This window comes from Limnohabitans sp. Rim8, from assembly GCF_943326455.1.
Classification (GTDB): Bacteria; Pseudomonadota; Gammaproteobacteria; order Burkholderiales; family Burkholderiaceae_C; genus Limnohabitans_A.
In genome coordinates, this window is record NZ_CALPTI020000001.1 from 1 (window position 1) to 20,088 (window position 20,088).

The window sequence follows — 20,088 nt, forward strand, 5'->3', positions numbered from 1 at the left end:
CGGGCGATGTGCTGCTGCTGACCAAGCCGATTGGCACAGGCACCTTGTTTGCGGCGCACGCACGCTTCGCCGCCAAAGGCCGCTGGATCCATGCGGCGCTGCAGTCGATGGTGCTGTCCAACCAAAGGGGCGCTGAGATTTTGCGCACCCACGGGGCCACCGCCTGCACCGATTTGACCGGCTTTGGCCTGCTGGGCCACTTGGTGGAGATGACACGCCCCTCTAACGTGGATGCCGAGCTGAACATGAGCGCACTCCCCCTACTGGACGGCGCGGTGGACTGCGTCCAGGCAGGTATCGTCAGTTCCTTGCAGCCGGCCAATGTGCGATTACGCCGTGCCCTGCGCAACGCCGATGAGTTCATCAATGACCCCCGCTACCCTCTGTTGTTTGACCCTCAAACCGCTGGCGGCCTGCTGGCCAGCGTGCCTGCCGCGCAAGCTGCGGCTTGTGTGCAAGCACTCAAGGCCGCAGGCTACGCGCACACCGCCATCATCGGCCGCATCAACGCGCAAGGCGAGGCCATCGAGCCGGTTCTGCTGAAAACCTGAACTGCTCCAACGACATGACCACCGAAAACCTCACACACCCCATCAAACTGAACGCCGACCTGAACCAGCGCTGCATCGTGCACAGCCCCTCGCTCGACTGGGTGGACTCACCCGCATCGGGCGTATCGCGCCGCATGCTCGAGCGCGACGGGGGCGAAGTGGCGCGCGCCACGTCCATCGTGCGCTACGCGCCCGGCTCGGCTTTTGCCAGCCACACGCATGGCGGCGGTGAAGAAATTTTGGTGCTCGAAGGCACTTTGCATGACGAGCACGGTATCTACGGTCCCGGCACTTACATCAAGAACCCGGTGGGCAGCGCGCACGCACCGTCCTCTCCTGAGGGCTGCACCCTGTTTGTGAAGCTGCGCCACCTGGACGCACGCGACAACGAACGCGTGGTCATCGACACACACCGCAGTGAATGGCGTCAGGGATTGGTGGAGGGCCTGAAGGTTTTGCCCCTGAACACCTTCGAGACACAAAACACCGCCTTGGTGCGCTGGGCGCCACAAACTTTTTTCAACCCGCACCGGCATTGGGGTGGCGAAGAAATTTTGGTGGTCGAGGGCGTGTTTTCTGACGAACACGGCGACTACTCAACAGGCAGTTGGCTGCGCAGCCCGCACATGAGCCAGCACCAACCCTTCAGCCGCGAGGGCTGCTTGATCTTGGTGAAAACCGGGCACTTGGTCTGAACATGACATCATCCACAACCCCCATTCGCGCCGTCGTGTTTGATGCCTACGGCACACTGTTCGATGTGTATTCGATCGGCACTCTGGCCGAAAAACTTTACCCCGGCCAAGGCGCGGCCCTGTCGGTGCTGTGGCGTGACAAGCAAATTGAGTACACGCGGCTGATCTCGCTGAGCGACCCCAACCCCCAAGGCAGTCGGCATTACCTGTCGTTTTGGGACATCACGCGCGCAGCGCTGCGCTATGCACTGGCGCGTTTGGGCTTGGTGCACACCAGCCCGAATGAAGACGCGCTGATGGCGCAATACGCCCAACTCACAGCCTTCCCAGAAAACCTGGGTGTGCTGCAAGCCTTGCGCCAACGCGGCGTGGCCACAGCGATTTTGTCGAACGGCAGCCCTGAGATGCTGCAATCGGCTGTGCACAGTGCGGGCATGAGTGAGCTGCTGGGGGCCGTGCTGTCGGTGGACAGCGTGCGCCAGTTCAAGACCACGCCCACGAGCTACCATCTGGTAACTGAGCACTTTGGGTTTGAGCCAGTCGATGTTTTGTTCGTGTCGAGCAATGCCTGGGATGCACTGGGCGCCACTTGGTTTGGCTTCACCACACTGTGGGTCAACCGTCAGGGCCTGCCGCCAGAGGCCATGGGCCCTGCACCGCACCACACGGGACGCGACTTGAGCGAAGTGCTGAAGGTCTTGGGCTAAAGCCTAGGCCAGACAAATGCTGTAAGCCACTTGCACGGCTTTGATTTTGAAGATGCTAACGTGTTTCACTGCCCACCTCCCAAATGTCCATGAACACCCCGATCCAAGCTTCACTCACCCACCTTTTAGCGCCTCATGGCGTCATGCGCGTGGCCATCAACCTGGGCAACCCGGTGCTGGCAAGGCTTGATGCGTCGGGCGAGCCCTCCGGCATTTCAGCCGATCTATCGCGCAGATTGGCCAAACAGCTGGGCTTGAGCATTGAATGGCGTGTCTTCAAAAAAGCCGATGAATCGGTACAGTGCGTTCGCTCTGACGCGGCCGACATTGGCTTTTTTGCCATCGACCCGGTGCGCGGTGAGGGCCTGCATTTTTCACCGCCCTATGTGCAAATTGAAGGGGCCTACATGGTGCGCAACGACTCGCCCCTGCAAAACAACGATGAAGTGGACCAAGCCGGCCATCGCGTGACTGCAGGCGCGGGCAGTGCGTACGATTTGTTTCTCACGCGGCACCTGAAACACGCCACCATCGTGCGCGCACCCAGCTCACCCGCCGTGGTCGACATGTTCATGGCCGAGCAGCTCGATGTGGCCGCAGGCGTCAAGCAGCAACTGCAGGCAGACGCCATGCGCCTGCCGGGCCTGCGCCTGCTGCCCGGCCGCTTCATGGTCATCCACCAAGCCATGGGCATTCCTGCAACACGCAGCGCACAGGCCCGCGAGCACCTGAATGCGTTTGTCGAAGAAGCCAAGCGATCTGGTTGGGTGGCCGAGGCCTTTGTGCGGCACCAGATCCAGGGTGCAGCTGTGGCCCCCCCGGGCTATCCCGCACACGACTGATCGTCGCCAAGTCCGGTGATAAATTGAGACTTGATCTTTCAACCCCCCAAGAGACAGACCGATGACCGCACCCAAAACAGACCGCCTGCCCGAAATTCCCCGCGAACAAATGACCGAGGCCCAGCGTGCGGCGGTGGATGAACTGGTCAGCGGTCCACGGGGCAAGCTCTCCGGACCGTTTGTTCCCTTGATGCGAAGCCCCGAGCTGATGCGCCGCTTGCAAAAAGTGGGGGAGTATCTGCGTTACGACAACACCGTGGGTTTGCACAACTCGGAATTTGCCGTTCTGGTGGTGGCTCGCCACTGGTCTCAACCGGTGGAATGGCACATCCACAAACCGATTGCCATGAAGGCGGGCGTCAGCGAAGAAACCTGCGATGCGATTGCTGAAGGCCGCCGCCCGCCCCGCATGACAGACCAAGAGACCGTGGTCTACGACTTCTTGCAAGAGCTGCTGCACAACCAATCGGTGAGCGATGTGACCTGGGCGGCTGCACACCAAATGTTTGGCGATCAAGGCGTCATCGACATGACGGCGCACTGCGGCTATTACAGTTTGTTGGCCATGGTCATGAACACCACGCGCCGCAGCTTGCCGGACAACGCCGCACCGGGCATTGCGCCGTTTCCGCACTGAAGGCCTGAACGGCGCTTCAGAGCACGCTCAACCAAAGGCGTTGAGCGTTTGCCCCCCCGCCTCCACCGGGTGTGCATGCACCAGCACCACGGCCATCACACAGGTTTCAGTACCCCGGTTGATCCAGTTGTGCACCGTGCCGCGCTGCACCATGACGTCGCCAGCCTTCAGGTGGACTTCCTCGCCGGACTCCAGCTCCATGTCGATTTCACCCGACATGACCACGATGTAATCCACCGAGTCGGTGCGGTGCACCCGTTGCTGAACCCCGGGATGGAAGTCGAGGATGCGGAACACTGTACCGTTCTCGATCACCGAAAATTTGCCCTCACGCCTGCCTGCGTCCACATGGCCGTTGTTGTTGGCGGGGTTGGTGTCGGTGGTCCAGACGTTGCACACAAAGCCGTTGGGGCGGCCTTGGCGGTAACGGCTGCAGACTTCGTCGATTTCAACGATGGCTCTGCCTTGGTCGTCGTGACCGGTGACGACGCGGCGAATGGACGGGTTGATCGGGTTGGACATTCAATGGGCTCCTTGGAAATCGGTTCAGTGCTCATCATGGCCCACGCGGTCCATGAAATCGGTCATGGCTGTCGCCAGGGTTTCTTCATGTGCGGCCCAGGCAGAAAACGGCAAAGCGGGCACGTCTTCGTCCGCCACCGGCAGCTCAAACAGTTCGCAGCCGGGGATCAGGGCCGCCGCTTCGCGGCCGTGGCGGGACACATGGGTTTTGTCGTTGCCGGGCACCAACCAGGCGGGCACACGAATGGCCTGCAGGGCCTCGGTCGTCATGCCCAGCACAGGTTCCCGCGGGCCTTGCAAAAAAATCTGAAGCCAGTGGCGCATGACGGCGGTGTATTGCTGGGGGTCCATGCCCATCAGACGGCCCAGGTTGCTGGGATCGGCGGCGATCAGTTCCTGGTAATAGGGCGTGGCACACACGGCGGCCATGCCACCTTGCTCTGCGGCACGGATGAACTGGCCGTAATAGTTCTCTGGCAAGCGGGCTGCTGTGAAAGCGCCGCCCGTGATGCGCAGCAGCAGCAAGCCACGCACCACCTCGGGGTGACGCAAGCTGGTGAGCAAGGCCAGCCGCGCCCCTGAAGAGCCACCACCCAAAAACGCAGGCACCGCATTCAGGTGCTGCATCAGCTGCACCCAGTCATCGGCCCAGATGTCTTCTTCACCGCGATCGCCTGCGATCAAGACCTGAGAAGCCCCGGTGTTGCGACGATCGTGCAGCAACACCCGAAATCCCCGGGCCGCGATGCGGCGCGCCAAGGGCAGAAATTCTGCCCCACTGCGCCGTCCGCCCGAGACCAGCGCCAACCAAGGGCCTTGGTCGCCAACAAGGTCGTAATGCAGGCGCACGCCTTCGGTGTTCACAAAGTCCATGGCTCAATCCAGCAAAACGGGCAAACGCCAGCCGATGGCCGATTCCACGGCATGGGCCACCTGCAGCAAATGGCGCTCTCCGTGCATGGCAGCGCCCATTTGCAAAGCCATGGGCAAGCATTGGGTCGAGACGCCCATGGGACATGTCAAGGCGGGATGACCGGTCAGGCTGAACAATCGGTTGCAGGCACTGCGCTGCCCGGTGGGGTTGGCCATCAAGGCTTGCATGGTTTCGGGCAAAGCCTCGCGGCCTGGCCACATCAACACATCGACCTGGTCGGCTAGCAAAGCGCTGACCTGCTGTTGCCACACATCGGCCTGCACGCGGGCGGCGTGGTAGTTGTTCAAACTCAGCTGCGCTGCACCCACCAGTTTTTGGCGCAAGCCCTGTCCCAGCTGGTCCGGGTGGTTGCGCCCAATGTGCTGCAGTTGTTGAAATGCTTCGTAAGCAATCAGGGTGTTGGCCACCTGCACCACAGCGGGCTGCGGCGGCCAATCCACCGTCTCCACCGCCACCACGAGGGCGCCTTCCGCTTGCAGTATTTGCAGTGTCTCATCAAAGCAGGCCTGGATTTGCGGGTCGTGCGTGGCCTGGCCGTTTTCGGCGTTGTGCCACAGACCTGCTGGCACCCCGATACGCAACCCCTGAAGCACCGAACGCTGCACATCGGCAGTGCATGCAGTGGTCACATCGCTGCCGTGCCAGGCATCCCAGATCAGTGCCTGGTCCAGCGCGGTGCGCGTCAAAAATCCAGCCACGTCCAGGCTGGGGGCCAAAGCGATCACGCCCGACACAGGGTAAGCATGGCGCGTGGGTTTGAGGCCTACCACACCGCAGGCCGCCGCCGGGTGACGGATCGAGCCACCGGTGTCAGTGCCCGTGGCCGCCATGCACAAACCTGCTGCCACCGCCGCCCCCGAGCCGCTGCTCGAGCTGCCCGGCATGTGTGCCAGATGCCAGGGGTTGCGCGCAGGCGGAAACAAGTCATCTTCGGAGGGCGAGCCAAAGGCAAATTCATGGCAAGCCGTTTTGCCCAAACTGATCACACCCAAACGTTCCAAACCTGTCACCAGCATGGCGCTGACCGTGGGCACCCAGTCGTGCAAATGCCGCGAATGCGCGGTGGTGCGCACGCCTTGCGTGAGGTAAACATCCTTGTGCGCCATCGGGATGCCATGCAAAGCGCCCCGGTATTGGCCTTGTGCGATCTCACGGGTGGCCTGGTGCGCTGCTTGCAAGGCGGTCTCGAGCGTGGGCGTGACGAAGGCATTCAGTTGTCCATCGAGTCGCTCAATGCGGTCGATGTACGCCAGCACCAAGTGCGTCGGCGTGATCGTCTGCTGACGAATCAGGGCACTGGCTTGCGCCAGAGACAGCGCATGCAAAGGCGTGTCGGAAAAGCTTTCAGCGCAAGGATTCAATGGCGTCTGACGGCTCATGCCTCAAGGCGCTGACAATGGGCTGGCTTGCTGAAACCATTGGCTGATTTCCGCGCCGTTCCAGAACACCACACCGGGCTGCTTGGCCAAAAATTCCAACATCATTTCAAAATAGCGGATGCGGTGCGCAGCACCCGAGATGTATGGATGCACCCCAAAGGCCATGATGCGCGCGCTGTGCGCCGACTCAGCATACAGCCGCTCAAACGCATCTTGGGTGCGCAGCAGCATCGCGTCCGAACGCTCGTGCGAGGTGAGCATGATGTTGATGTCGTTGAGCTCGATGGTGTAGGGCACCGACACCAACGGCCCATGTTTTGTATGCACATATTGCGGCTGGTCATCGAGCACCCAGTCGCCAAACCAGGACATGCCCAGCTCCTTGATGAGGTCAGGCGTCTCCAGCGTCTGGCTGCGACCCGGACCCAACCAGCCTTGCGGACGCTGGCCAGTGAACCGGGTCAGCACGTCCAGTGTCTGCTGCATCATGGCCCGCTCATCCGGGATTTTCTGGATCGGAATTTGCTCGTAGCAATGGGCCATGAATTCCCAACCTGCTTCCAGTGCAGCTTGCGTCACACGAGGACGGGTTTCACACACCTTGGCATTGATCGACAGCGTCGGGCGAACGCCGACATTTTTGAAGGCGTCCATGAGGCGCCAAACCCCTACCCGCATGCCGTACTCATGCCAGGTCCAGTTGGGCACATCGGGCACCGGCGCTTGCCCGCCGGGCGGCGGCGAAACCATGCGCGGCATGGGGCGCGCAATGTCCCATTCTTCGATGTTGACCACCGGCCAGACCACCAGCCGCACCCCCTCAGGCAGGCGCAAAGGGGGACGGTCAATGATCGCAGAAAATGGCAGACGGTCTTGGGGGCGCAGTGCTTGGCTCATGTTCAGTTCACCCCGCCAGGAATCGACGCGGCAATCTGGCGCAGCTTGGCGGTTTCGCTGCGGATTTCCTGCACCATTTGCTCTGGGGTGCTGCCGACCAGACTCATGCCCATGTTGTTGAGTCTGCGTTGCACATCCGGATCGGCCAATGCGGTTTTGACCGAAGCATTCAAACGCGCCTGGATGTCGGCAGGCAGGCCTTTGGGGGCAAAGATGCCCACCCAATAGGTCAGGTCGTAACCCGTCAATCCCGCTTCACTCAAGGTGGGCACATCCGGGTAACGCGGGTCACGCACCGAGCTGGTGGTACCCAGGAAATTCACCTTGCCTGCATCGATGTGCGGCTTGGCTGCGCCGTCAAAAATCACCTGGCACACCCCCGCCAGCACATCCTGCATGCCAGGGCCAGAGCCTTTGTAGGGCACATGCACCATGTCAATCTTGGCCATCGCGTTGAACAACTCGCCCGCAAAATGCAAACCGCTGCCCATGCCCGAGGTCGCGTAATTGATCTTGCCTTTGTTTTTAGGGTCACGGGCATAGGTCAAAAATTCCGGCAAGGTTTTGGCGGGCACTGAAGGGTTGACCACCATCAACAAACCATATTTGCCCACCAATGAAATCGGCGTGAAGTCATTCACCGGGTCATACGACAACGACTTTTCCACCACCGCCATGTAGGTCTTGGTGCCGTTGGTGGTCATGAGCAACTGGTAGCCGTCGGGGGCCATTTTGGTCACCGCCTCGCTGCCAATGCGGCCACCGCCACCCGCACGGTTTTCGATGACGATGTTTTGGCCCAGATTGCGCGACATGGCCTCGGCAATGATGCGGCTGGCCTGGTCTGAAAAACCACCCGCCGCGTAAGGCACGATGGCTTTGATGGGCCGCTGCGGGTAGGTTTGCGCCTGAGCAGATGCCATGCCGGCGCTGAACAACAGGCCGCAGCCCAGCCAGGCCAGAATTTTGCGCTTGGATGTCGTCATTGGAATGACCCCTTCAGTTTTCTCTTGGTCGGTTGGATGTTTTGGGGTTTTGGCGACCCCGTGTTGCACAAGAAAAATCAGTATGCGTACCGTTTTTTAGCTTGGCAATCGGGGGATCCCGCTTTGACGCCCGCAACAGGGTTTCTTGCTGCAATATTCCGAATCATGGAATACTTCAGCTGTTTGACCCGCCGGCGACACTTGGGCGCTCAACGCTTGACACCTTTCATGCCATGAATCCTTCCCTGAAAAACGATGGCGCCCAAAGCATCGCGCGAGCCGCCTTGCTGCTGCGAACCTTGTCCACTTTTGGCTCGCAAGGCGCGGCCCTCATGCAAATCAGCACCTTGACGCAATTGCCCAAAGCCACCGTGCACCGCATCCTGTCGGCCATGCTCGATGAGCACCTGGTCGAGCGCCCCTGGGGCACACGCCATTACCGGCTCGGCCCGGAGGTTTATGCCTTGGGGATGTCGGTGCTGGATGTGCACGACATCAAAAGCATTGCCCAGCCATCGTTTGAACGTTTAGCGCAATCCACGGGTGAAACCGTGTACCTGGGCATACGCTGTGGCTACGATGCCGTATGCCTCGACAAGCGTCAAGGCCACCTGCCGCAAAACGCCGAAATTCTGCAGGTACACAACCGCTGGCCCATGGGTATCGGCTCTTTCAGTCTGGCCATTCTGTCGTTTTTGCCCGAGGATGAGACCGCCGACATCCTGGCCTTTAACCGCCTGCGCAGCGGCCAGGACAAGGCCTTCAGCAAAATGGCCAGCGGCATTCAAAAGACACGCAAAAACGGCTACGCCTTGACCAAAACCCGTTCCGGGCGTGGCATATCGGGCATTGCCGTGCCTGTTTTTGACCGTCGTCGCTACCCGATTGCCTCCTTGTGCGCCGTGTCAACGCTCGAGCGCATGACGGGCAGCTACCTCAGCGACCTGGCCGCCACCCTGGCCCATGAGGCCAATATCATGTCGGCACAATATGAGTTGGCCCGCATGAACCCCACTCAGACCGAAACTTGGCGTACGGCCATCAAGGACCCGCAAAGCCTGCGCATCCCCTTTTGAGTACATGCGGCTTCTCCTTGGGCTGCAAGTCAGCCCAAGCATCCCCAGCACAGGTCAGCAATTCCGCATGTCGGAATTTGGGGCTTGGTCAATTCACTCCCCCCACCTAGAATTCGCCCACGATAACCAACGATGGAGACCTGTGTATGCAAAAGTTTGTCCGATTTCTCAAGTGGAGTGTGCTGGCCCCTTTGAGCCTGTGCGCAGGCATGGCCAGCGCGCAGGGCTTTCCCAACAAGCCGATCAAGATCGTGGTGCCCTTCGGGCCCGGCGGTTCGGGAGATATCACCGCTCGCGCCTTTGGCCAATACCTGGAAGCGCAGTTCAAACAAGGCGTCGTGATCGAGAACAGGGCGGGCGCCAACGGCATCTTGGGTACCGAGGCCGTCAAGAATGCGCCTGCCGACGGCTACACACTTTTGTTGACCACCAACACCACGCTGGCAGCGAACCTGAGCCTGTACAAAAAAGTCCCCTATGACCCTCTGAAAGACTTTGAACACCTGGGGCAGTTCGGCACAGCCGCATCGGTGGCCATGGTCAGCAAAGACTCGGGCATCCGCACAGCAGCCGATCTGACGGCTTACGCCAAAGCCAACCCCGGCAAGGTGTTTTTTGGCCACTACAACTCGGCCTCGCAAATGACCGCTGAAATGTTCAGGGTCAAAACCGGTGCGCCGATGACCGGCATCCCCTACAAAAGCATCGGCTCGGCCCTGCAAGACTTTTACGGTGGCCAACTGCAGGTGCTGTTTCTGGAGTACCTGCCGGCCATGGCCCACATTGACAACCCCAAAGCCACCGCCATTGGCGTGACCGGCGCCACCCGTTTCAAGCCATGGCCCAACGTTCCGGCCATTGGCGAAACCTACCCTGGCTATGAATTGGGCTTCTTCTTGGGGCTTGCGGCACCCGCTGGCACCCCGCCCGACGTGGTGCGCAGACTGGACGGGGCCATCGGCTCTGCCCTGAAAGATGAGGCATTTCTGGCGCGTTTGGCGCAATTGGGTCTGGAGCCTTCTCGGGTATCCAAGGCCGATTACCCTCGCTTCATCCAAAGTGAAATCACCCGCTGGTCACAGGTCATCAAGGACGCTGGCATCAAGCCCGAGTGAGTCTTCATTTTCCAAAAATCAACGACAGGATCCATCATGCGCTTAGGCTACTTCACCATGCCCCTGCACCCCTTCGAGCGGGACACCACAGAGACCTTGCATGAGGACAGGCAGACCATCATCCTGGCCGACAAGCTGGGGTTTTATGATGCGTTCGTGGGTGAACACCTCACTGACAAAGCCGAAAACGTGACCAACAGCCTGTTGTTCCTGGCCACTTTGATCCCAGAAACCAAGACCATCAAACTGGGCAGCGGCACCTCCAACTTGTCGCACTCGCACCCCACACTGCTGGCCTCACAGGCGGCCATGTTCGACCATCTGGCCAAGGGCCGTTTCATCTTCGGCATCAGCCCCGGGGCATTGGCATCCGATGCCGAAGCCTTGGGCATCCTCGATCAGGACCGCAACAAAATGTTTGCCGAGGCCATTGATGTGATCCTGGCCATTTGGGAGCGTGAGCCACCCTACAACATCGATTTTCCAGACAACCGCTTCAAAGTCAGCACGCAAGTCACCTCTGTTCCCTCGATCGGTCGGGGCTACTTGATGAAACCTTTCCAAAGTCCCCGACCAGAAATTGTCGGCACGGTGGTGGCACCCCACTCCAAAGGCGTGATTGCCATGGGCAAGCGGAACTTCCACCCCATGTCGGCCAACTTCTTGATGGACCATTGGCTGGCCAGCCATTGGGACAATTACTGCGAAGGCAAGAACGCCGTCAATGAAGTGGCCAACCCTGCCGACTGGCGAGTGGCTCGCACCATTTTCGTGAGCGACGATGCCGCAACGGCCAATCGTTATGGCCGCGCAGACGCCAACAGCCCTTACCGTTATTACTACCGCCAGATGCTGACCAAGATGATGATGTCCAAGCGCCACGTCATCTTCAAAAAACACGCCGACGAGGATGACAGCCATGTCACGCTGGACCGCCTGCTCGATGAGTTGGTGATCACCGGCACCGTCAATGAGGTGACCGACAAAATTCTGGCTTTGCGTGAGAAGGCGGGCCCCTTTGGCGAAATCGTTTACGCGGGCATGGACTTGGTCGACCCCCAGTTGGGACGCCGTTCCATGGAATTGATGGCCAACGAAGTCATGCCCCGTGTCAATGAGGCGCTGGGCCTGGGCTCGGCCATCAACGTGGACGCACCCCTGGAAACTGCCGCGGCATGACCCCTCAAGCTTTCAGACAGTTGATGCGCTTGCACCCGGCAGCGGTGAACATCATCGCCACTGGCCAAGCACCTCACCGCACAGGCATGACGGTTTCGGCCTTCATGTCGTTGGGCGTGGAGCCGCCCACCGTGGTGTGTGCCATCAACCGCAGCGCCTTCACCTACACCCACATGGCGGACAACCAGGTGTTCAGTGTCAACACGCTGGCGGTCGAGCACATCGATCTGGCCAAACTGTTTGCCGGCCAAGTCCCATTGTTTGGCGATGAGCGCTTTGATGCTCAGCAATGGGGCGAGTTTGATTCGGGTTCACCTTGCCTGCACGGTGCCGTCATGAGCCTCGAGTGCCGTTTGATTCGGCAGGTACAAGAGAGCACACACTGCCTCATGGTGGGCGAGGTCATCTCTGGCCGTTACAGGGACGCCGCCTTACCCTTGCTGTACCGCGATGGCCAATGGGTCACCACCAGCGATGACCTGATGATGGTGCCTCTTGAGCGTTGAACAACAGACTCTGGCAAGACCCACCATGTCGGACCTGAAGGTTCAACCACCGCTTTCAAGCACGTCCTGAGCGCGCCGCTCGCTGCGTTCAGGCTGCCGTGGCATCCAGACCTACTGTGTCGAGCCCCATTGCAACTGGCAGCGCGACAGCAACCAGACCTTCAACGGACTGCTACACGAAGACATTTCCAAGAAGCGTCAACCTAGGAGATGTCACCGAAGAGGCGTGGACACGGATCGAAAACAGCTGGAACCACCGGCCCAGAAAGCCGCTCGGATTCAAGACACCCTACGAGGGGTTTCACCCCTCATTAAACCGTGTAGCACTTCGCCCTTGATTCGCCATGCTCCCAGCATCAAATGGGGTTGCGTTCCACCAGTTGCCGGGCGATGATAATGCGCTGCATTTCGTTGGTGCCTTCGCCGATGCACATCAGGGGCGCATCGCGCAACAGGCGCTCGATCGGATATTCCTTAGAGTAGCCATAGGCGCCATGAATACGCATCGCTTCCATGGCATTTTCTAGGCCAGCTTCGGATGCGAAGTATTTCGCCATGCCGGCCTCCATATCGCAGCGCCGGCCTGCATCGTAGGCCTGCGCCGCAGCCTCGACGAGCAAACGCGAGGCTTCCACGCGCGTAGCCATCTCTCCTAGCTTTAGCTGGATCGCCTGATGCTGGGCGATCGGCTTGCCGAAGGTCTTGCGCATTTGGGCATACTTGACGGATTCGTCCAGCGCAGCCTTGGCGATGCCGGCGCCGCGTGCAGCAACGTTGATTCGACCGAGCTCGAGCCCACCTACTGCGCAGTAAAAACCATCGCCCTCGGCTGCAATCAAGTTGTTGGCCGGCACCCGATAGTTATCGAACACCAATTCGGCCGAGTCGATGCCCTTGTACCCCAACTTCTCGAGCTTGCGCGAAACCGTAAAACCCGGCCCTTTCTCCATGATGAACATCGAAAGGCCGCGACGCGCCGGTTCCGCGGCCGCATCCGTCTTGACCAGCACCGCAAAGCAGTTTCCCTCGATGCCATTGGAAATCCAGGTTTTGGTGCCATTGATCACATAGTGATCGCCGTCCCTTACTGCACGGGTTCGAATGCCCGCCAGATCTGTACCGGCATCAGGCTCGGTCAAGCCGATGCCACCGCGCAATTCACCTGTGGCCATGCGTGGCAGCAATCGCCGCTTTTGATCTGGCGTGCCGTACTTTTCGACCAGCATGGCCATCATCAGATGCGAATTGAAAATCCCGGTCAGTGACATCCAGACCGTGGAAATCTGCATCACGATCTTGGCGTAAGTTGACGACGACAGACCAAGGCCGCCCCATTCGGGATCCAGTACCGCACCAAAGAGGCCCATTGCCTTCATGTCCTTGACCATTTCATGCGGGTAAATGTCGTCATGCTCCAGTTTCATGACTTGCGGTCGGACTACCTTGTCTAGCCAGCGTTCGATGGCATCGAGCAAGGCCGCCTCTTCAACAGGATCAGTGTGGCGCATTGGACGTTGTACGGTGGGCAGTGCCATGTGAGTGTTCCTTGGTGTCGTTTGGATTGAATGGTCTAAAGCGAAAGGGCGTCAAAAAACTTAAGTTGGGGAGTGAAGACAGCAAGGTCAACTGATCCCCTATTTTTTAATAATTTGCACGTTCCTCGACGTCATTGCCGCGCTTCATGATCAGCATGGTGCGGCTGAATTCGCAAACCTTGACGTTGTTCTGGTTCAAGCCGATGGTCTTGACTGAAACCAAACCAGCGTTAGGCCGGCTTTTCGATTCACGCTTGTCGAGCACTTCAGATTCGGCATACAGCGTGTCATCCGCAAACAAGGGGTGGGTCAGCTTGATTGCATCCCAACCGAGATTGGCGATGGCCTTCTGGCTCACGTCAGTGACACTCATGCCGACCATCAACGCGACCGTCAAGGGGCTGCAAATGATGCAGCGTCCGAATTCGCTGTGCTTGGCATATTCTTCGTCAAAGTGCATCGGATGCGTGTTCATCGTCATCAACGTGAACTGTATGTTGTCGTACTGCGTGATGGTGCGTCCGGGACGATGCTGATAAATATCGCCCACATGAAAGTCTTCAAAATAACGACCGAAGCTTTCCCTGTAGATGCGCTCACCGACTTGCTTGACTTGACCGGACATAATTGGTTTCTCCGTTTTGTTGGATGCGTCAATTGTACGGACAAAACCAAAAAAGAATAGCGGATGGTTTTTTCGAAATAGGAAATCAAGCCATACTTGCAACAAGTGGATGCTTCTGGTAACAGTGCGCCATCTAGGAATCACCGAATGAAGACCACCAGTACCACGCCGGTCCAGAAAATTTCAAAAGCCGGAAAACCCCCGAGTGCCGCAAAAATTACGAAAAGCGATGCATCCGCAGTCAAAGTGAACGCAAAGGGGAGATTGCCCAAAGATGCTCAAGCGAAGGCGCTCAAGACACGCCCCACGGCCAATGAGGGAACGCCACGCTACCTGCAAATCGCGCATGCTTTACGCGAGGCAATTGCCAGCGGTCGCTACCCTGTGGGCGCGCAAATGCCGACTGAGCACGAGTTATGCGAGCAGCTCAATGTATCGCGCTTCACAATACGCGAGGCCATCCGCGTTCTATCCACCGCAGGTTTGGTGCATCGTAAGCCGCGTGCCGGCACGGTGGTCGCGGCGCTACCCGATGACACCCGCTACACCCAGGGCATCTACTCCTTGCGCGATCTGTTTCAGTACGCCGAGACGACTGATTTCAAATACGTTTACATCGGGCGGATCGCATTGTCCAAGACTCTGGCGGGGCGCGTGTCAGCCCCTACCGGAGAAGAATGGATTTACGCCATAGCGATACGTTATGAGATCAACGGCGAGCGCCCTTTCGGCATAACACGCCTTTACCTGAACCCTATGCTGGAAGGCATAGAAAACGCCCTTCGCAGCAACCGTGGTCCGGTGTATGCGCTCATCGAGCGCGATTACAGCATGCGCATCGATCGGGTCGAACAGGCCATCATTGGAATCATCCTTGACGAACACGATGCAGCCAATCTCGGGGTACCGGCAGGTACGCCTGGCTTGTCCATCACTCGCAGCTATTTCGACACCAGCGGCCGATTGATCGAGCTTACCGACAACATCCATCCAGCCGATCGATTTACCTACCGAATGGTCTTAAGCCGTTAGACGCAGCCATCTTTGTCAACCTGATCTGGCCGGACAAAGCTGGAATCACCTTTAAACGACACGCCTTGAAACGACTGTTGACAGGCGAATTTCTTGGTCATATATTGTCCAGACAAATCGAAAGGCATTGAAAGACGCCTCAAGGTTTCAACAAACATAGGAGACCACGCAATGAAACTGCTTCACACTTTCTCCGTCACCATACTTGCCCTTTTTCTCGGCGCCGTGCTACCGGCTGCCCATGCCCAGTCCAACTCCGCGCAAGATTACCCCAATAAGCCTGTACGGATTCTGCTCGGCTTCCCCCCTGGCCAGGCCACCGATGTGCTGGCGCGTGCTGTAGCAGTCGAACTGACCAAGAATCTTGGTCACCAATTTTTTGTAGACAATCGGCCCGGCGCTGCCGGCATCATCGCCACCGAAATGGCCATCAAAGCAGAGCCGGATGGCTATACATTGCTGGCCACATCCAGTGGCCCGCTGGCAGTCAACCCCGCGCTTTACACCAAGTTGCCTTACAACGTTTCGCGCGATTTGGCCATGGTGTCCGGTCTCGGCATCGTGCCGTATGCGGTCGTGGTCAACACCAAGTCACCGATCAAGGATATCGGGGGACTGATTGAAGCTGCTAAAGCCAATCCGGGCAAGTTGAATTACGGTTCGGGCGGCAGCGGTGTGACCAACCACCTTGCTACTGAGAGTTTCAAGATCGCAGCAGGCATCAACATGCAGCATGTACCCTACAAAGGCGGGCCGGCTGCAATCAGCGACTTGATTGGCGGTCAGATCGACGTCATGTTCGAAACCCTCGCGGGAACCATTTCTTTAATCAAAGACAATCGCCTGCGGCCGATTGCGGTTTCGAGCATTGCGCGCACCGGGGTTCTGCCAGATGTCCCTACCATTTCGGAAAGCGGTGTCAGCGGTTTTTCGGCCGTGCCGTGGGTGGCCATGGCGGCACCGGCAAAAGTGCCGCGCGCCATCATCGAAAAACTCAATTCCGAGATCAACAAAATTCTCAATTCAGCTGAAATCCGTACCCGCTTTCAGTCACTGGGAACCGAACCGATGGTCATGTCACCGGATCAGTTGACTGAATATCTGAAAGCAGAAACCACCAAGTGGGCTGTGGCGGTCAAGGCATCGGGCGCCAAGGTCGATTGAGGTTAAAGAAGTGCGACAGGAACTGGAACAGGAACAGGATCTTTTATGAGCGCCGTATTGCGTCCAGCACCCGAGCCAGTTGCTCCGGCAATTTCACAGCAATTGGCGGAATTTGCTGCCGCTTTGTGCATAGCTGACGTACCGCAAGCCGTCGTCTCACGGGCCAAATATCTGATGCTGGACGCGATCGGTTGCGCTTACGCGGCGCGTGAAGAAGCGTTTGCAACGCGTATTGCCGCATCGGTTGCCAGGCTGGCCGGAGCCGGTTCGCGCGGCGTGATTGGCATGCCGCTTCAGCTGCCCATGCGTGATGCAGCTGTGATCAATGGCATGCTGATGCACGGTCTCGATTACGACGATACGCATGCCGCAGGCGTTACGCACCTGACCGTGAGCACCTTGCCCGCAGCGCTCGCCAGCGCAGCCCAATTCGGCAGCTCGGGCGCGCAAATGTTGATCGCTTACATTGCCGGTGTCGAAGCTGGCGCGCGTCTGGCCTGCGTGGTCAAAGGGGCTTTTCATCAGGTCGGCTTTCACCCGACAGGCTTGATCGGCACCTTTGCCTCAGCGCTGGTTGCGGGGCGCCTGATGCGCCTTACGCCGGCGCAACTGGCTGGCGCACAGGGCATCGCCCTGTCGTTTGCGAGCGGCAATTTGCAGTTCATCGAGGACGGCTCCTGGACCAAACGTATCCATCCAGGTTGGGCCGCCGCCAGCGGCATCACGGCTGCAACACTTGCCGCCGACGACTTCCCCGCACCGAGCGAGGCCTACGAAGGTCGCTTCGGGCTGTATCGCAGCCACTTGCCGCCCGCAGAATTCGCCGCTTCCGATCTGTCGCTCGCGACAGCAAACCTTGGCAGCGTCTGGGAGCTCGACAACGTTGCCATCAAACCCTTCCCCGCCTGTCACTTTGTGCATGGTTGCGCCGATGCGGCCATCGCCTTGCATGAGGCAGGCATCGATACCACACGCATCCGATCGATCCGTGCGCTGATCCCGGCAGGCGTGGTCAAGTCAGTCGCAGAACCCGTTAGCGCCAAGCGCAGACCAAAGAATGATTACGATGCGAAATTCAGCATTCCTTACGCCGTTGCCAGTGGCCTGATGCGCGGCAAACTCGGGCTGGCAGAGATGTTGCCGGCCGCCTTTGTCGAGCCTCGTATCTTGGCTTTGATGGATAAGGTCAACTATGAGATCGATGAAGCATCCACCTTCCCGGTCCATTACACCGGTGAAGTGGTGGTCACGCTCGACGACGGACGCATCATGCGACATCGCGTTTCGGTCAATCGCGGCAATCCGGAACAACCACTCAGCAACGCAGAAATCGAAGCGAAGTATTTTGACAACTGCGCCCTGAACCTGCCGCACGCCCATGCGCTTCGGGTGCGCGACATGGTGCTCAATCTGGAGTCGGTGACCAGCGCCGCGCAATTTGAAGCAGCACTGGCATCGAACTGAATTCCCCTTAAGACCTATGAACACCGGCACCTCAAACACTCGCCCTTTACCCCTTGCCGGGGTTCGCATACTTGCAGTTGAACAGTACGGAGCAGGCCCCTTCGGAACCCTTTATTTAGCTGACTTGGGCGCAGAAGTCATCAAGATCGAAAATCACCGGGATGGCGGTGATGTTGGACGCAGCGTAGGTCCTCATTTTTTCGGTCCTGGTGATAGCCATTTTTTTCAAACATTCAATCGCAACAAGAAAAGCGTCACCCTTGACCTTAAACATCCGGATGGCTACGCCGCTTTTCTGGCATTGGTCACCCAGGCCGATGCAGTGCTCGACAACCTGCGCGGCGATCTGCCGGTGAAACTTGGTCTGACCTACGATGACCTCAAAGCAAGCAACCCGCGCATAGTCTGCACACACCTGTCTGCCTATGGGCGCAATGGTTCGCGTACGGCCTGGCCTGGCTACGATTACTTGATGCAGGCCGAAGCCGGGCACATGTCGCTGACCGGCGAGCCGGATGGCCCGCCGACACGTTACGGCTTGTCGATCGTTGATCTGATGACAGGCCTGGCCGCAGCGTTCGGCTTGCTTGCGGGGGTGGTCAGTGCCCGCAGCACCGGTCAGGGCATGGATGTCGATACATCTCTGTTCGATGTGGCCCTGCACAACCTCAATTACCCTGGCACCTGGTTTCTCAATCAGGGGGTGGTCACCGGGCGTAGCCCGCGTTCCGGACATCCTAGCCTGACGCCCAGCCAACTTTATCGCACCCAAGACGGTTGGATCTTTCTGATGTGCAATAAGGAAAAATTCTGGGGAGTGCTTGTCGACTTGCTGAGCAAGCCCGAATGGAAAACCGACCCCGATTTCGCCACTTTTGCCAAGCGCCTAGAAAATCGTGAGCGCGTCACGCAAATGCTTGACGGCGTGCTGATGCAACGCGCCACAGCCGACTGGATGACACTGTTCGCCGGCAAGGTGCCGGCCTCGCCGGTCTATGACATCGCGCAGGCTCTTGAAAATCCGTACCTGGCCGAGCGTGAGGCGCTGGCCGACTACCTTTATCCTGATGGACGCTCTGCGCGCATGGTTGCCGGACCCATCCGCGTCGCAGGCGTTGACTTACCTCACGTTGCAGCGCCGGCCATGGGAGCTGATACCGACGCCATGCTGCTGGACGCGGGCTATTCTGTCGATCAGATCGATGTCTTGCGACAAGCCGGCGTGATTTAGGTGTGATTTTGGTCTGACTCAGAGGGCATGTCGCTGCAAAACGCCTTGCGTACAGCCTGCATGAATTGGAGATATGAATGAAACGCAGTTATCTGTTCGTACCCGGCAACCGTCCCGAACGCTTCGCTAAAGGCATCGCCTCGGGAGCTGGCGGCGTTGTGTTCGATCTAGAGGATGCCGTGCAACCAGAAGAGAAGCTCGCGGCACGCAGCGTTGTTTGCAATTGGCTGACGCAGCGTCAGGACGATGCACCGAACGTCTGGGTGCGCGTCAACAGCGTCGACACCGAATACTTCGAAGAGGACATGCGCGCCGTCGTCGCAGCCCGGCCTTTGGGAATCATGCTACCGAAGGCCGAATCGATCGCTGACGTCCAACGGGTTGTTAGCTTGCTCGGGGCACTCGCATTGCCCATCATGCCGATCATTGAATCGGCCGCTGGACTTTTGAATGCGCTGGAAATTGCGCGCGGACCGCACGTGCAGCAACTTGTTTTCGGCTCAGTCGACTTTCAGCTTGATACCGGCATCATTGCGGAGGGTGATCCCTTGCTGTTTGCCCGTTCAACGCTGGTGATCGTCTCGGCTGCCGCGCGCATTGCCGCACCGCTCGATGGCGTGACCGTGCAAATCAGCGAAGAAGCGCAATTGCGTAGCGATGTGTCGCGCGCACGCGATCTGGGTTTTGGCGGTAAGCTTTGCATTCATCCGAATCAGGTCCCATGGGTTGAAAGAGGCTTTAGTCCCAGCGCAGAAGAATTGCGCTGGGCGCGCGCCGTGATTGATGCGAGCGATGCCGCGAAAGGTCGGGCGATACGCCTTGAAGGCAAGCTGATCGATCTGCCGGTTGTCCAACGTGCAAGGCGCATGCTGCAGGATGCTTGACATGCTTGGGGCTCTGCGGCCCGCGAGCATTTTGCTTAAGGGACGGACTCCTTCAGCGGGTCTTAACGGATAAAGGGGGGTCTGCCACGCCTGATGACCCTGTTGAGCACACACTCACTTTGTGGGG

21 protein-coding genes are annotated in these 20,088 nt (G+C 58.8%); 14 read left to right on the top strand and 7 right to left on the bottom strand.

The genetic code is table 11. From position 1 onward, the window contains the following. From Q1M54_RS00005 to Q1M54_RS00025, 5 genes are all read left to right on the top strand, one after another. Positions 1-551, top strand: a 551-nt coding sequence (locus tag Q1M54_RS00005) for an AIR synthase-related protein (RefSeq protein WP_300552168.1), incomplete at its 5' end; no start/stop codon positions are given. A 14-nt stretch (positions 552-565) separates the two neighbouring features. After that, positions 566-1,246: a cupin domain-containing protein gene (locus Q1M54_RS00010; RefSeq protein ID WP_300552171.1), complete on the top strand. Its 681-nt coding sequence runs from the start codon at positions 566-568 to the stop codon at positions 1,244-1,246. A gap of 2 nt (positions 1,247-1,248) precedes the next feature. After that, positions 1,249-1,953 carry a haloacid dehalogenase type II gene (locus tag Q1M54_RS00015; protein WP_300552173.1) on the top strand — a complete coding sequence of 235 codons (705 nt, stop codon included), beginning with the start codon at positions 1,249-1,251 and terminating at the stop codon, positions 1,951-1,953. Between the two features lie 89 nt (positions 1,954-2,042). Beyond that, on the top strand, positions 2,043-2,795 hold the full coding sequence (locus Q1M54_RS00020; protein WP_300552175.1) for an ABC transporter substrate-binding protein: 753 nt from the start codon (positions 2,043-2,045) through the stop codon (positions 2,793-2,795). A 61-nt stretch (positions 2,796-2,856) separates the two neighbouring features. Beyond that, positions 2,857-3,432: a carboxymuconolactone decarboxylase family protein gene (locus Q1M54_RS00025; protein ID WP_300552178.1), complete on the top strand. Its 576-nt coding sequence runs from the start codon at positions 2,857-2,859 to the stop codon at positions 3,430-3,432. A gap of 27 nt (positions 3,433-3,459) precedes the next feature. Here the strand turns inward: Q1M54_RS00025 and Q1M54_RS00030 are convergent, their stop codons facing one another. The 5 genes from Q1M54_RS00030 to Q1M54_RS00050 are packed head-to-tail and all read right to left on the bottom strand — an operon-like array spanning position 3,460 to position 8,150. Beyond that, entirely contained in the window at positions 3,460-3,954 is a 495-nt protein-coding gene (locus tag Q1M54_RS00030) for a cupin domain-containing protein (protein ID WP_300552181.1), read from the bottom strand. 24 nt (positions 3,955-3,978) lie between these two features. Then, positions 3,979-4,827, bottom strand: coding sequence for an alpha/beta hydrolase (locus Q1M54_RS00035; protein WP_300552184.1), 849 nt, complete (start codon positions 4,825-4,827; stop codon positions 3,979-3,981). 3 nt (positions 4,828-4,830) lie between these two features. Beyond that, positions 4,831-6,267, bottom strand: a complete 1,437-nt coding sequence (locus Q1M54_RS00040) for an amidase (RefSeq protein WP_300552187.1) — start codon at positions 6,265-6,267, stop codon at positions 4,831-4,833. A gap of 3 nt (positions 6,268-6,270) precedes the next feature. Beyond that, positions 6,271-7,164 (bottom strand): polysaccharide deacetylase family protein, encoded by an 894-nt coding sequence (locus Q1M54_RS00045; RefSeq protein WP_300552190.1) that lies wholly within the window; start codon positions 7,162-7,164, stop codon positions 6,271-6,273. Between the two features lie 2 nt (positions 7,165-7,166). Continuing rightward, positions 7,167-8,150: a tripartite tricarboxylate transporter substrate binding protein gene (locus tag Q1M54_RS00050; RefSeq protein WP_300552192.1), complete on the bottom strand. Its 984-nt coding sequence runs from the start codon at positions 8,148-8,150 to the stop codon at positions 7,167-7,169. 233 nt (positions 8,151-8,383) lie between these two features. On the opposite strand from Q1M54_RS00050, the gene Q1M54_RS00055 reads away from it, so the two are divergent. The 4 genes from Q1M54_RS00055 to Q1M54_RS00070 all read left to right on the top strand — a co-directional run bounded on the left by Q1M54_RS00055 (position 8,384) and on the right by Q1M54_RS00070 (position 12,026). Then, positions 8,384-9,226: an IclR family transcriptional regulator gene (locus Q1M54_RS00055; protein WP_300552195.1), complete on the top strand. Its 843-nt coding sequence runs from the start codon at positions 8,384-8,386 to the stop codon at positions 9,224-9,226. A 146-nt stretch (positions 9,227-9,372) separates the two neighbouring features. Then, positions 9,373-10,341, top strand: coding sequence for a tripartite tricarboxylate transporter substrate binding protein (locus Q1M54_RS00060; RefSeq protein WP_300552198.1), 969 nt, complete (start codon positions 9,373-9,375; stop codon positions 10,339-10,341). A 36-nt stretch (positions 10,342-10,377) separates the two neighbouring features. Further along, the gene (locus tag Q1M54_RS00065; RefSeq protein WP_300552200.1) at positions 10,378-11,520 is read left to right on the top strand and encodes an LLM class flavin-dependent oxidoreductase; all 1,143 of its coding nucleotides are present in this window, start codon (positions 10,378-10,380) and stop codon (positions 11,518-11,520) included. Next, entirely contained in the window at positions 11,517-12,026 is a 510-nt protein-coding gene (locus Q1M54_RS00070) for a flavin reductase family protein (RefSeq protein WP_300552203.1), read from the top strand. Before Q1M54_RS00065 ends, Q1M54_RS00070 begins: the two co-directional genes overlap by 4 nt. Positions 12,027-12,382: 356 nt before the next feature. On the opposite strand, the gene Q1M54_RS00075 is transcribed toward Q1M54_RS00070, so the two are convergent. Together Q1M54_RS00075 and Q1M54_RS00080 are read right to left on the bottom strand one after the other, a co-directional pair. Continuing rightward, a complete protein-coding gene (locus tag Q1M54_RS00075) occupies positions 12,383-13,561 on the bottom strand; it encodes an acyl-CoA dehydrogenase family protein (RefSeq protein ID WP_300552206.1) in 1,179 nt (392 codons plus the stop codon). Between the two features lie 106 nt (positions 13,562-13,667). Beyond that, positions 13,668-14,186, bottom strand: coding sequence for a MaoC family dehydratase (locus tag Q1M54_RS00080; RefSeq protein WP_300552790.1), 519 nt, complete (start codon positions 14,184-14,186; stop codon positions 13,668-13,670). 147 nt (positions 14,187-14,333) lie between these two features. Between Q1M54_RS00080 and Q1M54_RS00085 the strand changes: the two genes are divergently transcribed. The 5 genes from Q1M54_RS00085 (at position 14,334) to Q1M54_RS00105 (ending at position 19,961) form a co-directional block, all read left to right on the top strand. Further along, positions 14,334-15,218: a GntR family transcriptional regulator gene (locus Q1M54_RS00085; RefSeq protein WP_300552208.1), complete on the top strand. Its 885-nt coding sequence runs from the start codon at positions 14,334-14,336 to the stop codon at positions 15,216-15,218. A 171-nt stretch (positions 15,219-15,389) separates the two neighbouring features. Further along, positions 15,390-16,382, top strand: a complete 993-nt coding sequence (locus Q1M54_RS00090) for a tripartite tricarboxylate transporter substrate binding protein (RefSeq protein ID WP_300552211.1) — start codon at positions 15,390-15,392, stop codon at positions 16,380-16,382. A gap of 45 nt (positions 16,383-16,427) precedes the next feature. After that, complete coding sequence (locus Q1M54_RS00095; protein ID WP_300552213.1) at positions 16,428-17,846, top strand: MmgE/PrpD family protein; 1,419 nt, start codon at positions 16,428-16,430, stop codon at positions 17,844-17,846. A 16-nt stretch (positions 17,847-17,862) separates the two neighbouring features. After that, complete coding sequence (locus Q1M54_RS00100; protein ID WP_300552216.1) at positions 17,863-19,077, top strand: CoA transferase; 1,215 nt, start codon at positions 17,863-17,865, stop codon at positions 19,075-19,077. Positions 19,078-19,154: 77 nt separating this feature from the next. Beyond that, a complete protein-coding gene (locus Q1M54_RS00105; RefSeq protein ID WP_300552219.1) occupies positions 19,155-19,961 on the top strand; it encodes a CoA ester lyase in 807 nt (268 codons plus the stop codon). The last annotated feature ends 127 nt before the right edge of the window (positions 19,962-20,088 follow it).

What these genes read in the sequence shown, in the direction of transcription:
- Q1M54_RS00075 (WP_300552206.1), bottom strand. Translation starts at nt 13,561, where the DNA reads ATGGCACTGCCCACCGTACAACGTCCAATGCGCCACACTGATCCTGTT.
- Q1M54_RS00080 (WP_300552790.1), bottom strand. Translation starts at nt 14,186, where the DNA reads ATGTCCGGTCAAGTCAAGCAAGTCGGTGAGCGCATCTACAGGGAAAGC.
- Q1M54_RS00100 (WP_300552216.1), top strand. Translation starts at nt 17,863, where the DNA reads ATGAACACCGGCACCTCAAACACTCGCCCTTTACCCCTTGCCGGGGTT.
- Q1M54_RS00065 (WP_300552200.1), top strand. Translation starts at nt 10,378, where the DNA reads ATGCGCTTAGGCTACTTCACCATGCCCCTGCACCCCTTCGAGCGGGAC.
- Q1M54_RS00055 (WP_300552195.1), top strand. Translation starts at nt 8,384, where the DNA reads ATGAATCCTTCCCTGAAAAACGATGGCGCCCAAAGCATCGCGCGAGCC.
- Q1M54_RS00010 (WP_300552171.1), top strand. Translation starts at nt 566, where the DNA reads ATGACCACCGAAAACCTCACACACCCCATCAAACTGAACGCCGACCTG.
- Q1M54_RS00015 (WP_300552173.1), top strand. Translation starts at nt 1,249, where the DNA reads ATGACATCATCCACAACCCCCATTCGCGCCGTCGTGTTTGATGCCTAC.
- Q1M54_RS00085 (WP_300552208.1), top strand. Translation starts at nt 14,334, where the DNA reads ATGAAGACCACCAGTACCACGCCGGTCCAGAAAATTTCAAAAGCCGGA.
- Q1M54_RS00020 (WP_300552175.1), top strand. Translation starts at nt 2,043, where the DNA reads ATGAACACCCCGATCCAAGCTTCACTCACCCACCTTTTAGCGCCTCAT.
- Q1M54_RS00050 (WP_300552192.1), bottom strand. Translation starts at nt 8,150, where the DNA reads ATGACGACATCCAAGCGCAAAATTCTGGCCTGGCTGGGCTGCGGCCTG.
- Q1M54_RS00060 (WP_300552198.1), top strand. Translation starts at nt 9,373, where the DNA reads ATGCAAAAGTTTGTCCGATTTCTCAAGTGGAGTGTGCTGGCCCCTTTG.
- Q1M54_RS00025 (WP_300552178.1), top strand. Translation starts at nt 2,857, where the DNA reads ATGACCGCACCCAAAACAGACCGCCTGCCCGAAATTCCCCGCGAACAA.
- Q1M54_RS00030 (WP_300552181.1), bottom strand. Translation starts at nt 3,954, where the DNA reads ATGTCCAACCCGATCAACCCGTCCATTCGCCGCGTCGTCACCGGTCAC.
- Q1M54_RS00095 (WP_300552213.1), top strand. Translation starts at nt 16,428, where the DNA reads ATGAGCGCCGTATTGCGTCCAGCACCCGAGCCAGTTGCTCCGGCAATT.
- Q1M54_RS00040 (WP_300552187.1), bottom strand. Translation starts at nt 6,267, where the DNA reads ATGAGCCGTCAGACGCCATTGAATCCTTGCGCTGAAAGCTTTTCCGAC.
- Q1M54_RS00070 (WP_300552203.1), top strand. Translation starts at nt 11,517, where the DNA reads ATGACCCCTCAAGCTTTCAGACAGTTGATGCGCTTGCACCCGGCAGCG.
- Q1M54_RS00045 (WP_300552190.1), bottom strand. Translation starts at nt 7,164, where the DNA reads ATGAGCCAAGCACTGCGCCCCCAAGACCGTCTGCCATTTTCTGCGATC.
- Q1M54_RS00090 (WP_300552211.1), top strand. Translation starts at nt 15,390, where the DNA reads ATGAAACTGCTTCACACTTTCTCCGTCACCATACTTGCCCTTTTTCTC.
- Q1M54_RS00035 (WP_300552184.1), bottom strand. Translation starts at nt 4,827, where the DNA reads ATGGACTTTGTGAACACCGAAGGCGTGCGCCTGCATTACGACCTTGTT.
- Q1M54_RS00105 (WP_300552219.1), top strand. Translation starts at nt 19,155, where the DNA reads ATGAAACGCAGTTATCTGTTCGTACCCGGCAACCGTCCCGAACGCTTC.